The organism is Glutamicibacter bergerei (assembly GCF_054495185.1).
This window is the reverse complement of record NZ_CM137131.1, coordinates 1,588,007-1,599,523: the sequence shown is the minus strand read 5'-3', so window position 1 is coordinate 1,599,523 and position 11,517 is coordinate 1,588,007. Positions and strand designations below refer to the sequence as shown.

Annotated in this window: 16 protein-coding genes; 10 read left to right on the top strand and 6 right to left on the bottom strand. The window is 57.1% G+C overall.

Going from position 1 to position 11,517, the window contains the following annotated elements; all coding sequences use genetic code 11:
- Positions 1–82 precede the first annotated feature (82 nt).
- The gene (locus ACX5K5_RS07265; protein ID WP_459175336.1) at positions 83–880 is read left to right on the top strand and encodes a DUF2382 domain-containing protein; all 798 of its coding nucleotides are present in this window, start codon (positions 83–85) and stop codon (positions 878–880) included.
- 209 nt (positions 881–1,089) lie between these two features.
- Here the strand turns inward: ACX5K5_RS07265 and ACX5K5_RS07260 are convergent, their stop codons facing one another.
- Positions 1,090–1,518: a hypothetical protein gene (locus ACX5K5_RS07260; RefSeq protein ID WP_188685649.1), complete on the bottom strand. Its 429-nt coding sequence runs from the start codon at positions 1,516–1,518 to the stop codon at positions 1,090–1,092.
- 574 nt (positions 1,519–2,092) lie between these two features.
- Positions 2,093–2,293 carry a DUF2188 domain-containing protein gene (locus ACX5K5_RS07255; protein ID WP_188685460.1) on the bottom strand — a complete coding sequence of 67 codons (201 nt, stop codon included), beginning with the start codon at positions 2,291–2,293 and terminating at the stop codon, positions 2,093–2,095.
- 467 nt (positions 2,294–2,760) lie between these two features.
- Between ACX5K5_RS07255 and ACX5K5_RS07250 the strand changes: the two genes are divergently transcribed.
- The gene (locus tag ACX5K5_RS07250; protein ID WP_188685458.1) at positions 2,761–3,231 is read left to right on the top strand and encodes a DUF4383 domain-containing protein; all 471 of its coding nucleotides are present in this window, start codon (positions 2,761–2,763) and stop codon (positions 3,229–3,231) included.
- Between the two features lie 84 nt (positions 3,232–3,315).
- On the opposite strand, the gene ACX5K5_RS07245 is transcribed toward ACX5K5_RS07250, so the two are convergent.
- Positions 3,316–3,465: a hypothetical protein gene (locus ACX5K5_RS07245; protein WP_170947773.1), complete on the bottom strand. Its 150-nt coding sequence runs from the start codon at positions 3,463–3,465 to the stop codon at positions 3,316–3,318.
- On the opposite strand from ACX5K5_RS07245, the gene ACX5K5_RS07240 reads away from it, so the two are divergent.
- Entirely contained in the window at positions 3,457–3,636 is a 180-nt protein-coding gene (locus ACX5K5_RS07240) for a hypothetical protein (RefSeq protein WP_459175335.1), read from the top strand. The two genes, ACX5K5_RS07245 and ACX5K5_RS07240, sit on opposite strands and share 9 nt — an antisense overlap.
- Positions 3,637–3,790: 154 nt before the next feature.
- Positions 3,791–4,300, top strand: a complete 510-nt coding sequence (locus ACX5K5_RS07235) for a Dps family protein (RefSeq protein WP_096254968.1) — start codon at positions 3,791–3,793, stop codon at positions 4,298–4,300.
- Between the two features lie 423 nt (positions 4,301–4,723).
- Here ACX5K5_RS07235 and ACX5K5_RS07230 read toward each other — a convergent pair whose 3' ends face one another.
- Positions 4,724–5,803, bottom strand: coding sequence for a carboxylate-amine ligase (locus ACX5K5_RS07230; RefSeq protein WP_459175334.1), 1,080 nt, complete (start codon positions 5,801–5,803; stop codon positions 4,724–4,726).
- 340 nt (positions 5,804–6,143) lie between these two features.
- Between ACX5K5_RS07230 and ACX5K5_RS07225 the strand changes: the two genes are divergently transcribed.
- The 6 genes from ACX5K5_RS07225 (at position 6,144) to ACX5K5_RS07200 (ending at position 9,790) form a co-directional block, all read left to right on the top strand.
- Entirely contained in the window at positions 6,144–6,413 is a 270-nt protein-coding gene (locus ACX5K5_RS07225; protein ID WP_096254965.1) for a DUF7218 family protein, read from the top strand.
- A 23-nt stretch (positions 6,414–6,436) separates the two neighbouring features.
- The gene (locus ACX5K5_RS07220) at positions 6,437–6,592 is read left to right on the top strand and encodes a hypothetical protein (protein WP_188685456.1); all 156 of its coding nucleotides are present in this window, start codon (positions 6,437–6,439) and stop codon (positions 6,590–6,592) included.
- A 21-nt stretch (positions 6,593–6,613) separates the two neighbouring features.
- A complete protein-coding gene (locus tag ACX5K5_RS07215) occupies positions 6,614–6,865 on the top strand; it encodes a hypothetical protein (RefSeq protein WP_096254964.1) in 252 nt (83 codons plus the stop codon).
- 89 nt (positions 6,866–6,954) lie between these two features.
- Positions 6,955–7,548, top strand: coding sequence for a cysteine hydrolase family protein (locus ACX5K5_RS07210; protein WP_188685454.1), 594 nt, complete (start codon positions 6,955–6,957; stop codon positions 7,546–7,548).
- A gap of 59 nt (positions 7,549–7,607) precedes the next feature.
- Positions 7,608–7,904, top strand: a complete 297-nt coding sequence (locus ACX5K5_RS07205) for a hypothetical protein (RefSeq protein WP_188685452.1) — start codon at positions 7,608–7,610, stop codon at positions 7,902–7,904.
- A 41-nt stretch (positions 7,905–7,945) separates the two neighbouring features.
- Positions 7,946–9,790 carry a thiamine pyrophosphate-requiring protein gene (locus tag ACX5K5_RS07200; RefSeq protein WP_459175333.1) on the top strand — a complete coding sequence of 615 codons (1,845 nt, stop codon included), beginning with the start codon at positions 7,946–7,948 and terminating at the stop codon, positions 9,788–9,790.
- 104 nt (positions 9,791–9,894) lie between these two features.
- On the opposite strand, the gene ACX5K5_RS07195 is transcribed toward ACX5K5_RS07200, so the two are convergent.
- Complete coding sequence (locus ACX5K5_RS07195; RefSeq protein ID WP_459175332.1) at positions 9,895–10,872, bottom strand: cation diffusion facilitator family transporter; 978 nt, start codon at positions 10,870–10,872, stop codon at positions 9,895–9,897.
- A complete protein-coding gene (locus ACX5K5_RS07190; RefSeq protein WP_443449921.1) occupies positions 10,869–11,360 on the bottom strand; it encodes a transporter substrate-binding domain-containing protein in 492 nt (163 codons plus the stop codon). Before ACX5K5_RS07190 ends, ACX5K5_RS07195 begins: the two co-directional genes overlap by 4 nt.
- Positions 11,361–11,517 lie beyond the last annotated feature (157 nt).

Here is an 11,517-nt window from a genome sequence, read left to right as displayed (position 1 = left end):
GCTTCAGCAGTCCGGCACCACAGCCGGTCAGGCTGTTTGGATTTGATGATTTCATTGACGAACGCAGCAGAAGGAGAAACTCATGATCAACACAGACCAGCTTCACGAATTAAGCCTTATCGGCGGCACCGTCATCGGAAACGATGGGGAGAAGATTGGAAAGCTCGGCCAAGTTTTCCTGGACGAACAGACCGGTGAACCTGAGTGGGTTACCGTGAACACCGGGTTCTTCGGCCTGTCAGAAAACTTTGTCCCGCTGGCCGATGCCAGCGTTGCCGGAGACACCTTGAATGTTCCTTTCGACAAGAAGACGGTCAAGGAGGCTCCGCGAGTCGATGCCCAGACACAGTTGAGCCCCTCCGAGGAGCAGGAGCTCTTCGAGTACTACGGCCGGGCTTATGACTTCGCGGAACCAATCGGCGTCGACACCGATTCTACTGCAGGCGATGCCTCCACCGGATATTTGCAGCGGCCAGGTCTCGATGATGAAGTTGCAGCAGCCGATCAGTCCATGATCCGTTCCGAAGAACAGCTGCGTGTGGGCACCGAGCAGGTGCAGACCGGCAAGGTCCGGTTGCGCAAGCACGTAGTGACCGAGGACGTGACCACAACCGTTCCCGTCAGCCACGAAGAGGTCAGGCTCGAACGCGAGCCGATTACCGGGGCGCAGGCTTCGGACGCAGTGGCAGGTGGCGATCTGGGTTCCGAGGAACAGGAAGTCACGCTCCATGCCGAACGTCCAGTGGTTGACAAGGAAGCCGTTCCCGTCGAGCGGGTCCGCTTGGACAAGGAAACGGTCGTCGAGGACGAGCGTATCGATGAGCAACTGCGCAAGGAACGTATTGAAACCGACGGCTTGGATGACGGGCCAAACCGCTAAGCCGATGTTCGCCGGCCGCAGCTGAGGCTGGCGGATGCACTTCCGACAAGGACCGGTTCAGTATGCCGGCCCTTGTCGGCGCCTCAAAATTTCTTGGTCTTCACTAAACTCCGGATTAAGCAGTGTGGGGCATCGGCCCGAAGGCAGATGCCCCACTTGGTGGCAATGCTTGTCAGCGGCCTCCCGCGCCGAGGTGGCTAGAGCGGCATCTAGTTCCTGTAAGAAAGTTGTGCTTCTGTGGCAGTTGCCCGATAGGCCGGAATGAGGTGGGCCACGGCACTGTATTTCCAGTACTTGACCCGGAAAGTCATCATTCCTTCGTGTTCGGCCGCCTCAAAGAGCGCGCCGATGCTGGTCCCCTGCGCAACACTGTTCACAATGCTCAGCGCCGGGTTCGGAGCTGAAACATGCAAGAACAACGGGTCTGCACTGCGTGGATCAAGCATGGCAACGAGCACTGCCCGCCCGTGCACGGATACCAATGCCATCACGTCCTCAAGTGCCTCTTGGGATTCGGACATCACCACAGGCATACCTTCAACCCAGCCATACTGGGACAAGTGCTTGCGTCCTTCACGGGAACCTAAGAGTTCAGTTACTCGTTCGGCAGTTTTCGACCTCACAATACGTCCCGCCACGTGCACTACCTCCATATTTGTTCGTAACTCTTCGAGTGCTCCCTTTACGCCGCACTGTTCCCGTGCTCCGGAAAACCGTGTCTGATTAGAATCTGGATTTGCAGCCACGCGATGTCCACACATGCAACAAATTCCAAAAGTCCAAGTCAGTAAACACAAGTTATCAATTCGTTACACCACTTCGCAAGACCGGATCCATGTTGCCAAATCCGCTCTTGCACGGTAGCGGACTATTGGCGGCTGCAGGCACTGCCCTCTTCAACCGCTCTTCATGCCTGAGAACACGGAGTTTGAGGACCCGCTACGAATGCGCTCCCCCGCTGGCGTCAGTTCACGAGTGGCAACGCGAAAGCCCACGTTTACAAACCGGGACGCTCAGCTGACTTTCAGGTTTACGGACACTGCTTTCACCATCCAAGCCCAAGCGAACTGTCGAAGCAGAGCCGGGCAACCCAGCGCCCTATCCGGCATACCTTGAAGTAATTCCTTGGCGGACGTGTGGGTCCTCTGACAGCCCTGCAATGTGCTGCGAACGCTTAGTGCCGACATCGCAGCTGCAGAAATTTACGGCAGGCTACGGATACGTTTCCTCGAACTCCAGCTCTCCTTCGTCATCATGGACAAAGATCACCGCGTCTCCGAGTTTTTCAGCCTTGGCCAACGCCTGCTGGTAGGCCTCTGCTTGGGATTTGCTCGTTGTCACGTGTTGTCCGCCGAGGGAAACAGTCCATTGTCCGGGGTCTTTGACCAGCACATGCAGATGATTTCTGCTCATTTTCCGAATCCTTTTCGTCTTTGCACTTACTCGTTATGGCCTTCTGTCATTCTCGCACCGCCAAGTAGCAAGCATCGGCTTCGCGTGAGATCCACAGATTCCCTTGAGACTGTCCATTCGTCGAAGCGCTGGGACAACGCTTCCTGTGAAAAATCCCGGCAGAGCCAATACACTGCCATCGCAGTGTGATGGCATTACGTGGAGAAATCAGGCTGGCGCGACCGCCGCACCAGTGATGAATTCCCAGAATCGCGCCACGGGCCTCAGCTATTTACCGTAGACAACTGTCCCCGGCCCTAAACACCCTTCTGCCGGCAATCCTTGAAACCTGAGTATTTCCTGTGCACCTAGGCTCTTGCTTCCCGCGCGCGCTCCAGACCTCTAGCGTGTCTGACACGCGGGAAAACACCGTGCGGCGCGTGAGCGTCATCCGTTCTGTTGCTGATCAAGAACGAAGGAGAGCCACCATGAACACACGAAACACCCCCTCTGATGTCCGATCTGCGGTGGAGAAGGCCGCTCTGTTGATAGGCATAGTCTTCCTCCTCGTCGGCGTCCTGGGATTCATTCCGGGAGTCACGACAAACTACGATTCGCTTTCAGGAGCAGGGCACCATTCCGAGGCGAAGCTCCTCGGGATTTTCCAAGTCTCCTACCTGCACAACGCAGTGCACCTTTTGTTCGGCATTGCCGGACTCATCATGGCGCGCAGCATCCCGGCGGCAAAAAGCTACCTCGTGGTCGGCGGAATCATCTATCTGCTGCTCTGGATTTACGGGCTGATCATCGACTTTGACAGCGCAGCCAACTTCATCCCGCTCAACGATGCAGATAATTGGCTTCATCTGGTCCTCGGCGTAGGAATGGTGGCCCTTGGCCTGTTGCTGACACGGCGCGGCCAGCATCCCGATCACCGCAATTCCTTGGAGACCCGTTAACCGTATTCCAAGGGTCTAGCACTTTAAAGGCAGCGTCCCCAAGGGCGCTGCCTTTAGCTTGCGGTTACCGGAGCTGGAGTCTGGCTAGAAATTCGCTGGCGGGTCAGAGGCCGGGAACGACTCATCTTCCCACTCCCGGACGAGTTCTTCGTTCTGCAAGATTTCTTCGTCCGTGTTCTCCGTCTGGGAAGTATTCTGCTCGACTGGATCGTTAGGGGCTGGGTCATGCACCATGTTTCTCCTTGGATTCATTCGGGGCAACGTACTGCGGTGGACGATACCGGCTGGTTCTACCTGTCCGCCAGCATTATCCGGATACTGCCAGCTAATGGAAGCGGCGGTTTCCCAGATTCCGGCCGGGTGCTGATGGGGCTTAAGGTTGTCGGTCAGTTTTCACGGATCTGAATGAATTTTTCGCCCGCAGGGCAAAGCTTGGAGCGAGGTGAGAATTTCCCTTGCTGTTTTACACCCACAGGGCATCAGTAGTAGCGTCCAATTTAGCTGGTGTCCCCTCGGGACCACCGCCGAACATGTCAGATTCACTGCAAAGGAGAAAAATATGTCGAACACAAAAAACACTCCAGCAAGCAAGACCCGCAAGGAAAATGCTGAGGGAGGCTTTATTGCCCCGGCAGTTCTGCGCGACTCGCTGCAATCGGTGCTCATCCAGTTGCTCGACCTGCAGCTGGTCGGCAAGCAGATTCATTGGAATGTCGTCGGGCCCAATTTTCGCGACCTGCATCAGAACCTCGATGAGATCGTGGCCATTGCCCGCCGAGGTTCCGATGAAATCGCCGAGCGCATGCGTGCAGTGCATGTGACCCCAGACGGACTGGCAGCCACCATCACCAAGTACACGGAGCTGGACCAACCAACCAATGGTGAAATCCTCACCACGACCGCTGTAGATATCGTGGTCAAGGCCTTGGAAGCAACGGTTGGCGTCATGCGTGAAGTACATGATCCGGTGGACGAGGCAGACCCAACCACCGCCGACATCCTGCATGAATACATTGCCCTACTCGAGCAGCAGGCCTGGTTCATCAGCGCAGAAACGCGTAAGCCTTAGACGCTGAGCTTTAAAAGTACGTGGGACCAGTTCACTATGAACTGGTCCCACGTACTTTTTGCTGCCCGAGGCCGCTCAAGCGCGGTCTGCAAGTAGAGCTTCGCCCGAATGGCGGGCGCAACTGGCGCAGCAGTAGATTCCGGTGCCGCTTTCCACCCCGTGGCCTAGAATTCGGCACCCGCAATGGGCACAGCTCGGTGCCATCAGGTGGATGGCGCATTCAAAGCTATCGAAGGTTTTTGTCTGTTCGCCTCTCGTCACGGTGAACGTCTTGTCGTATTCGTTACCGCACGTGTCGCAGAGAGCCATGGAAGCACTCCTTTCTGGTTGGTGTTTCTTTTCTAGACCTTTATCCGTCGCAGGGAAACCCCGGTAGCGGTTTTCTTCGGGCGCTCCCAGCTTGATCATTCGCAATCGGCAGCACTACATACGCATTTCACTATGGGCATTGGCCAATAGATGGCTGATGGAACCACGCTCAAAGGCTGCCCGCTGACGGACTGCGCCGTTTCCCATTTCCAAGATATTGCGCAGGGAGTGCACGGCGAAGTCATAATCTCCGCTCTCTCGCAGCGCCGGTTCAATCAGCCGCAACAACCGGCTCATCAGGTCCTTGCTGCTGACGGTACTTCCGTCACCGGGGTTGATCTGGTTTCCGGTAAGCCCATGCTTGGCAGCCTGCCAGAAGGCAATGTCCAGTCTTTCAGGAAGATACTCGTAGGACGTTGCCCCGGGTTTCAGCGCCGTATCCACGACCGCCCGGGCCAGTACGGCAATGAGAACTGAGTCATGAGCACGCAATTGCGAATCTGCGACGCGCAGCTCAATGGTGGGATGGGTTTCTGAAAGCCGTACGGCCCATCCGATATGTCCTTGATCAGGGACTGCTTCCGTGTCGACCAGCACACGCAGCCTACTCTCGTAGTCCAATGCGTCGCTGAAATGCGGGGGGATCCCCTGAACGGACCATTTGCGGTAGTGGATAGTGCGCCAGGAAGAAAATCCGCTGTCCGCTCCGTGCCACAGGGGCGAGTTGGCGCCCAGGGCGCAGAATAACGGCAACCACGGCCGCAGGAAATTTAATGCCCTTACCCCCGCGTCACGATCAGGGATGGACACATGAATATGCAGTCCGCACATGTAATGCTCCGAGGTGATTCCCGGAAGCAGCGCATGGATGTCTTGGTATCGCTCGTTATCGGTCACCGTCGGAGTTTTCTGCGCGATCATTGGTGCCGCACCGAGCCCGGCGACAATCATTGAAGACGCTTCGGCTTGGTGGGCCAAAGCAGAACGGAAACCACGCAGTTCCACCAGCGCCTGATTTCTGTCTTCGCAGATGGCACTGGCGTACTCCAGCTGGCAAGCCAGCAGCTCATGCTGCACCTCTCCACGCCGCTGCGAGTCGAGCAGTTCTTTGAACGGGTTGGGATCCGGTTCGGCCGGTAGCCCGGTTTCCGCATCGATCATGAAGAATTCTTCTTCGATACCGAAGGTACTCATGTTCCTCTCCCTTCAGTGGGCCATTGGCCAATGATTTCCCTAGCGTGCTGAATGCGGACCTTCTGTTCAGCTGTCCAGCTGTAGCCTCAGAATGCCATTTGCCCGGTCCCCACTCAAGATCCAGCAACTCGGAAACCTCCCCCAATTAGCTGGATTTTTCTGCTTTTACACGCACCAAAAGACGGACTGTGCTAGGCCATATACCCAGTGCAGTCCGAGTTTCTGGGATTTACCATAAAGAAAAGCGCCGGCACTGGCGAAGCGTCCGGCGGAAGCCTAGCGTGTGCGGTACCTGGCAGGTTCTTCCAATCGATCCCCGCCAGCAGAGAGGTGAGAAGAGATGGCAGAGAAAAGTAGTTCCAACCGAATCAAGGATGAAGAACTCTATGAAGAGCTCCGCGACGAGGGCAATTCCAAGCAGAAATCCGCTCGGATTGCCAACGCCGCGGCCCGCGATGGCCGCGGCAAAGTGGGCGAACGCGGTGGTGAGTCCGGCAGCTATGAGGACTGGACCGTTCAGGAGCTCAAAGAACGAGCCAAGGAAATCGGCCTGGAAAACTACTCAGACAAACGCAAGAACGAACTAATAGACATGCTCCGAGACAGCTAATTGCCTGAAACGAGGTATCAACGATGACTGAACGCGCAAATTACGGTAACAGTTCCGGTCCGACGGACGAACCGGAGGAAAAGAACGTGGTTCACCGGGGACCGATTTCTGACCCGGACCAAGACGGGGAATCCACGGCTGAAGAAGCAGAGGATCCCAATCGATTTGATGCCGGATAGCCGGCAGTAAGGAGTACCAGCATGACTTCGCGACAGCCTGAAAAAGCTCCCCGCAGGAAACACCTGGGATTGGGGCTGCTGATTGGCGGTTTGATCATCTTGGCCTTTTTCTTGTCGTTCTTGCTGATCCCGCAGAATGCTGACAGGTCGTTCTCCCCGATGTGGATAGGTGTCGCCTGGGGCGCACTGATGGCCATCTGGGGCCTGTTCAGGATGATCAAGGGTCCAAGCAGTCTTGACCACCCGCGCGGTGGCAGTGACGCGGGACTCTAGTGAGACCCATTAACGAGAACCCACTGACGATGGGGACAGGAATTTCCTGTCCCCATCGTCAGCTATATCTGAAGCCAAGGTAGTAAACAATGAGCCTGTGGAAACCAGAATACTTCTCAAGTCCGGCGCTGGTCATTGTCGATATGCAAAATGCTTTCTTCGAGACTGCCGAACTGGCGAAGCTGCGCCAGCAGGTGGCCGGGCAGTGCAACAGGCTGCTGACCGAAGCCCGTGCTCATGATCTGCTGATAGTCAATATCCGCACCATTCACCAGCGCGATAAATCGACCTGGACGTTGAGCATGCTCGAAGATGACCAAGGATTCCTCTTTGAAGGAACAGTGCAGACTCACAACCTTGCTGAACTGGACCTATCCCGCGCGGTGGAAGTCGTCAAGCATCGCGACAGCGCTTTCTGGCAAACCGGTCTGGACGGGCTTCTGCAGTTCCACAGGATCCGAGGGCTGATTCTGGCCGGAGTGGCTTCAGATTCCTGCATCGCAGCCACCGCGGCAGATGCCTTTGCAGCGAACTACCGCGTAGCCATCGCCAGTCAGGCCGTAGCCTCCGCAGACCCGGATTTTGAACAAACCACGCTGCACCAGTTGGAAGTACTGCACCGCCAGCCTGCGGTAGACACTGGGAGTTTGCTCAAGGCGATGTCACGCGGCAAGCGCATCTAGTACATTGACCAGCTAACCGGGTTGCATCCGGTGTCCATCCTCAATCTTAGGAGTAAAAAATGTCGTTCAACGAAGCAGAATTCCAAGCCGTGAACCAAGAGGGTCTGGAAGATGAACCACTAGATGGCCGCGACGGCCAACCGGTCTCCGAAGGCTCCTCCGATGCCCCGCAGACCTTGGAGGCATCCGATCCGCTGCGCAGCGACGAGGCCATGGCCCAAGACCAGCAAGCCACCGATCCGCTTGCCGTAGCCACCGAATCTTCCGCAGAACTGAACCAGACACTGCGCGAGAATTTTACCGATGATCCTGCAGCTACCCCGGACGAGCCAGAGCCAACCCAGTCAGGCGAATAGCCGCCCAGAGAAACCCAGTCAGCCAGAAGGAACACAGATTCATGAGCAGCCAGAGCGTGGCCGACGAACTTATCGCACGATTGCACACCTGGGGTGTTACCCGGCTCTTTGGATACAGCGGGGACGGAATCAATCCGATACTCGGTGCCCTGCGGCGCAGCGAGTCCGGCATGAGTTTTGTCCAAGCCAGGCACGAGGAAAATGCCGCGTTCATGGCCGTGGCCCATTCCAAATACGGGCTCGGGCAGTACGCCGATGAGCACACGGCAGACCAAAACGCGGCAGTGGATCTGGGAGTGGTGCTTGCAACCCAAGGTCCGGGCGCCGTGCATCTGCTCAACGGGCTTTATGATGCCAAATTGGATTCAATGCCGGTGCTTGCCATTGTCGGCCAGCAGAACACCACCGCCTTAGGCAGCGGATACCAGCAGGAATTGGATCTGGAAGCGATGTTCAAAGACGTTGCGGTCTATTGCGAGCAAATTACCGCGCCAGAGCAACTGCACCTCGTGCTGGACCGGGCAATCCGCACCGCTCTGGCTTCCTCCGGTCCAGCGGTAGTGATTGTGCCGCACGACGTACAGCAAGCCGACGCTGCACAGCCTGGAACCACACACGCGCAGATTCCCACCGCGGTGGTGTGGGAAGCGCCGTTGGTGGTACCCCGGGAGCCGGAACTGAAGCAAGCGGTCAAGCTGCTCAATGAGTCCGAGAAAATCGTGATGCTGGTGGGCCAGGGCGCGCGCGGTGCGACAAAAGAAGTTCACTCCGTGGCTCAGCTTCTGGATGCCGGTATTGTCACGAGTTTGCTGGGCAAACCCTATGTTGACGAATCCTGGCCGCAGGCAGCCGGGGTGATGGGCCACTTGGGCAGCACCGCAAGCGCAGCCCTTCTGGAGGCCTGCGATTTGCTGCTGATTGTCGGGTCCAATGATCCGTGGACCGAGTTCTATCCGCCAGGTGCCCGGGCAAAGGCCATTCAGATTGATATCAATGCCCGGCGTCCGGGCAACCGGTATCCGGTAGACGTGGCATTAGTTGCCGATGCCGCACATACCTTGCGAGCATTGGAAGAACGGTTGTCCCCGGCGCCTGCGCAGCGCAAGCCCTGGCGTGATCAGGTGCGTGCGGAAGTGGCCAAGTGGCGGTCCGTGGCGGTGAAGCGCGCAATGACTCCGGCACATCCCATCAACCCGGAACGGGTAGTGCATGAGCTATCCGGGTTGATCCCACCCGAGGCGCAGGTAGCCGTGGATGTGGGAAGCTGCGTGTATTGGTATGCCCGGCAGCTTCGGTTGCCACCGGGAGTGCCGGCGCATCTATGCAGCACCCTGGCCAGCATGGGCGCTGGCGTCCCCTATGGGCTGGCGGCGAAAATGCGAGATCCGCGGCGCCCAACGGTTGTCCTGGCTGGGGATGGGGCAATGCAGATGAGCGGCAATGCCGAATTGGTGACACTCTCCGAGCTGTGGAAAGAGTGGGAGGACCCGCGCTTCATTATCTGCGTTTTTAATAACCGGGACCTCGCCGAGGTCTCCTGGGAACAACGGGAAACCGAAGGCGAGCCACGCTTTCGGCCAAGCCAGGATCTTCCAGGCTTCCCCTTCGCCGAATACGCACAAATGCTGGGTCTGTCGGCTCTGAGCATTTCCAACCCGGACTCGATTGCCGACGCGTGGGAGCAGGCTTTGGCATCCGACCGCCCCATGCTGTTGGAAATGCATACCGATCCAAATGTTCCATTGCTGGCGCCGTTCCCGCAGGGAGAAAGCACGCTGGAAAATATGCGCAAAGGCCTGAGATCAGAAGGACCAGCCGGCGAGCGCGCCTTGCAGCTGCTTGAGGTCTACGCAGACATGGAAAGCACACGTAAGAGCTCCGACTAGGCGCGAGCTCATTAATCTGCTGACCTGACGTTGCGGAAACGTTGCGGACCCCCGGAGCATGGCTCCGGGGGTCCGATTTCCTGGCATCGGTGACCGCGCAGGATTCATTTCTTCACTTCGCGCGGCTGAGAAAAGAAGTCCGGTAGTTCAAGTACCGGCGTCACCACCACGTCATAGGCTTTCCAATCCGTATCTTCCAAGGCAGCTTGCACTTCGTGGATTTGGGACATGGTCAGGTCCACGGCTACTGGAACGATAAACGCTTCGACGTGCAGGACCTGGCCCAGTTCCCTGGCCCTGATCCCGCAGTCCTTGATCCAGCCGAAGGACCGCAATTGCGCTTCTAGTTCCGGGATCAGCGGGTGCGGATCTTTTCCGTTATAGGAAGTAGCCCGGCGGTCCAGCAGATCCACGGTAGCCGATCGGGTATTCTTCCAGCCGTCCTGCACGATGCCCACCGAGATCGCCAGCGCTGCCACGCCATCTAGCCACCACAAGCCGAACGCGACGCCGCCCACCCCGACAATGGAAGCTACGTTTGTCTGCCAATCTGCCTTGGCCATGGACGCATCTGCGTAGAGCAACTTATTGTTCAGCGGCTTGGCCGTCTTGATTTTCAGATGCCCTAGAATCACCGCAGGTATGGCGAGCATCGTCATGATCGCGATCATCAACCAGCCTTGCCACACGGTGTAGCCAAACAGGTTCATGGTGCCGATGGTTGGATGCTCCACCTTGACCAGTGCTGAAATTGCTTCATAGGCCAAAATCGCGCCAATGGCCAGCAAGGCGACTCCCGCGACCAGGTGTCCGGCGCTCATGGTCCGGTGGTAACCATAGGGATGAGTTGGACGCCGTGATTTACGTACGTATACACCGGCAGCAAGGAAGGCTACCTGCGGCAGGACCGAGAGCATGTCTTCAATCCAGGCAGTACGCATTGCTTGGGAATTACCCACCACCAAGGCGACGAGAGCAATCGTGCACGCGGCATAGCCGATGCTGGCCCACTCCAGCTTGGTCGCCCGGCGCATCAGTTGCTGTTGCTCTTCGGGCAGGTGGGTTCCGGCTTCCGGCTTCATGGCATCTCCTGAGTCTGATCCAAGAAGTACTCAAGTTCGCCGAGGAAAGCGTTCTCTCCCGGAGGAACCAGCAGCACCAGCTTTTCCTTCTTGCCCTTCTCATCAATGATCTGGGTGTAAGGACGGGTCATGCCAACCTTTTTTGACCATGGAGTTTTACTGCTGATCCCGCCAATCACTAAATCGACCTGATCCTCTTCAAGCTTTTTGACCAGGCTTTCTTCTCCCCCGACAATGAACTCCGCTGTGGCGCCTAAGCTCTGTGCGAAGTCCTTGGCCAGCTGGACTTCGCTTCCTTGGTAGGAGGATCCTTTGATTTCCACTAGAGAATCATTGGGGGAAAGTCCAACGCGCAAGGTGTCATTGCGAACCGAATCCAGCGTGCCTTCCGGGTCCACGGGAATTGCCTGCGAGCATCCAGTGAGTCCAAGGATCACGCTCAGGCCTATCAACGCAGCACCGCGAGGACGGCTAGGCGAATGGCTCATAATCGACCCATCCTTTCGTATCTCAAAGATTTCTCTTCCAAGCTGCCGATGCCTCGAACGTACTGCACCGTAAGATGCGAACCCACCCGTCCCCGGGAACTGTCAGGAACAGCACTTAGACGGGTAAATCCTGTCAAGGGTTTACCCGTCTTCATGC

What these genes read in the sequence shown, in the direction of transcription:
- ACX5K5_RS07265 (WP_459175336.1), top strand. Translation starts at nt 83, where the DNA reads ATGATCAACACAGACCAGCTTCACGAATTAAGCCTTATCGGCGGCACC.
- ACX5K5_RS07255 (WP_188685460.1), bottom strand. Translation starts at nt 2,293, where the DNA reads ATGAGCAGAAATCATCTGCATGTGCTGGTCAAAGACCCCGGACAATGG.
- ACX5K5_RS07250 (WP_188685458.1), top strand. Translation starts at nt 2,761, where the DNA reads ATGAACACACGAAACACCCCCTCTGATGTCCGATCTGCGGTGGAGAAG.
- ACX5K5_RS07240 (WP_459175335.1), top strand. Translation starts at nt 3,457, where the DNA reads ATGCACCATGTTTCTCCTTGGATTCATTCGGGGCAACGTACTGCGGTG.
- ACX5K5_RS07245 (WP_170947773.1), bottom strand. Translation starts at nt 3,465, where the DNA reads ATGGTGCATGACCCAGCCCCTAACGATCCAGTCGAGCAGAATACTTCC.
- ACX5K5_RS07235 (WP_096254968.1), top strand. Translation starts at nt 3,791, where the DNA reads ATGTCGAACACAAAAAACACTCCAGCAAGCAAGACCCGCAAGGAAAAT.
- ACX5K5_RS07230 (WP_459175334.1), bottom strand. Translation starts at nt 5,803, where the DNA reads ATGAGTACCTTCGGTATCGAAGAAGAATTCTTCATGATCGATGCGGAA.
- ACX5K5_RS07225 (WP_096254965.1), top strand. Translation starts at nt 6,144, where the DNA reads ATGGCAGAGAAAAGTAGTTCCAACCGAATCAAGGATGAAGAACTCTAT.
- ACX5K5_RS07220 (WP_188685456.1), top strand. Translation starts at nt 6,437, where the DNA reads ATGACTGAACGCGCAAATTACGGTAACAGTTCCGGTCCGACGGACGAA.
- ACX5K5_RS07215 (WP_096254964.1), top strand. Translation starts at nt 6,614, where the DNA reads ATGACTTCGCGACAGCCTGAAAAAGCTCCCCGCAGGAAACACCTGGGA.
- ACX5K5_RS07210 (WP_188685454.1), top strand. Translation starts at nt 6,955, where the DNA reads ATGAGCCTGTGGAAACCAGAATACTTCTCAAGTCCGGCGCTGGTCATT.
- ACX5K5_RS07205 (WP_188685452.1), top strand. Translation starts at nt 7,608, where the DNA reads ATGTCGTTCAACGAAGCAGAATTCCAAGCCGTGAACCAAGAGGGTCTG.
- ACX5K5_RS07200 (WP_459175333.1), top strand. Translation starts at nt 7,946, where the DNA reads ATGAGCAGCCAGAGCGTGGCCGACGAACTTATCGCACGATTGCACACC.
- ACX5K5_RS07195 (WP_459175332.1), bottom strand. Translation starts at nt 10,872, where the DNA reads ATGAAGCCGGAAGCCGGAACCCACCTGCCCGAAGAGCAACAGCAACTG.
- ACX5K5_RS07190 (WP_443449921.1), bottom strand. Translation starts at nt 11,360, where the DNA reads ATGAGCCATTCGCCTAGCCGTCCTCGCGGTGCTGCGTTGATAGGCCTG.